Below are 1,544 nucleotides of genomic sequence, written 5' to 3' on the forward strand. Positions count from 1 at the left end.
CCCCGGCCCCGTCCGCTGCCCCGCCTCTCCGTCGAGCTCGTCCCGCAACAACGCCCCTGGGCCCGCGCCCTGGGCCTGGTCACCGTGGTCCTGGCCGGAGCCTGGCTGGGCCTGCTGGTCGTCGGGAACGTACGGGTCCCGGTGGGCCCCATGGACACCACGATGGCCCTGCGCCCCTCCCTCACCGGCGGAACAAAGATCAACATCTCCCCGCTGGGCGCGCTGAGCCTGGACAGCCATGCCGCCCCGGTCCGGCTGGACGTGAACGTCGACCAGCTCGATCCGGTCCGCTCCCGGGCCCTGGTCGACCACCCCGAGCGGATCACGGGCCTCCAGCAGGAGGTCACCCGGGACGTGGAGCACGGCACGCTCGACCTGGCCGTGCGCTCCTGCGTCGCCGTCGTCTCCGGCGCCACCGCCCTCGGCCTCGCGGTCTACCGCCGCCCCCGGCGCGCCCTCGCGGCCGGCGGGCTGGCCCTGACCCTGCTCGCGGCCTGCGGCGGGACGGCGTACGCCACCTGGAACCCCGAGTCGGTCCTGGAGCCGAGGTTCTCGGGCCTGCTGTCCTCCGCACCCTCCCTGGTGGGCAACGCGCGCAGCATCGTCACCGAGTTCGACGTCTACCAGCAGGAGTTGGCCCGCCTGGTGACGAACGTGACGAAGCTCTACGACGTCACCTCCACGCTGCCCGCCTACTCGCCGGACCCGAGCACGATCCGGGTCCTGCACGTCTCGGACATCCATCTCAACCCGGCGAGCTGGAAGATCATCGCGTCGCTGGTGGAGCAGTACAAGATCGATGTGATCGTCGACTCCGGCGACACGATGGACCACGGCACGGCGGCGGAGAACGCCTTCCTGGACCCGATAGCCGACCTCGGCGCCCCCTACGTCTGGGTCCGCGGCAACCACGACTCCCCGCTCACCCAGCGCTATCTGGAGCACATGAAGAACGTGCACGTCCTCGACGACGGCCGGGCCGAGACCGTCGCGGGCCTGCGTTTCGCGGGCATCGGCGACCCGCAGTTCACCCCCGACCGCTCCGCGCGGCCGGGCGGCGACCCGGCCGAGTACCTGGCGGGCGCCCGGCTGGCCTCGGCCCTGCGCGACCAGAAGGCCGCCGGGACCCCGGCCGACGTGGCGATCGTCCACGAGCCCTTCGCGGCGCGCGTCACGGACGGCGAGGTGCCGCTCGTGCTGGCCGGTCATGTGCACCACGAGGAGACGGAGGTCATGAAGAACGGCACCCGGCTGCGGGTGGAGGGCTCCACGGGCGGCAGCGGGCTGCGCGCCGTCGAGGGCAGGTACCCGGACCCGATCGAGGCGTCGATCCTCTACTTCGACCGCGACACCCGGCGGCTCCAGGCCTGGGACGAGATCCGGCTGGGCGGCCTGGGGCTGACCACGGCCGAGGTCAGCCGCCACCTCCCGAAGGAGAACCAGCCGGGCGCGACGCCCTCCCCGACACCCACGCCGCCGAACCGTCCCCCGACCAGGAGCACACCAGATCGACAGCCAAGACCCCGCGACGGTGACCGAGCCAC

Annotated in this window: 1 protein-coding gene; it reads left to right on the forward strand. The window is 72.9% G+C overall.

The window, feature by feature from the left end; all coding sequences use genetic code 11:
• Positions 1 to 15: 15 nt before the first annotated feature.
• Positions 16 to 1,544: metallophosphoesterase family protein (locus tag FNH09_RS46330; RefSeq protein WP_238427496.1), on the forward strand; the 1,529-nt coding region annotated here is incomplete at its 3' end.

The organism is Streptomyces adustus, from assembly GCF_009377175.1.
Taxonomy (GTDB): Bacteria; Actinomycetota; Actinomycetes; order Streptomycetales; family Streptomycetaceae; genus Streptomyces; species Streptomyces adustus.